The organism is Pseudomonas sp. SIMBA_041, assembly GCF_046535095.1.
In the GTDB taxonomy this organism is placed as follows: Bacteria; Pseudomonadota; Gammaproteobacteria; order Pseudomonadales; family Pseudomonadaceae; genus Aquipseudomonas; species Aquipseudomonas mucoides.
The window spans coordinates 1-274 of record NZ_JAWRXJ010000282.1 but is presented as its reverse complement, the minus strand read 5'-3'; the positions used below and the strand labels follow the sequence as shown (position 1 = coordinate 274).

General features: G+C 62.0%; 1 pseudogene. It reads left to right on the top strand.

The annotated features are described in order from the left end of the window. Positions 1-14: 14 nt before the first annotated feature. Positions 15-274: pseudogene (locus tag SB725_RS31195) on the top strand (hypothetical protein); the annotation flags it as partial.

Genomic DNA, 274 nt, shown 5'->3' with positions numbered 1-274 from the left:
AATGGAGTACTCGCATGAACATTCTCATCATCAACAATCTCGCGCAATTCCCGGGCACCGGGCGGTGGGATTTCGACCTGGTGCGCTACGACGAATTCGTCGATCACAGGCAGCATCGGGTCAGCTATCTCGTCAACCGTCGCGGCCGCTCCGCCGTGACCGCCTCTGCCGACAGCTACCGGCTCTATGAGCTCGACCGGCTGGACGACATCGCCGCCTACCGCACGGTCATCGCCGAAATCGTCGGCGCGAGCGGCCCGATCGACCGACTTAT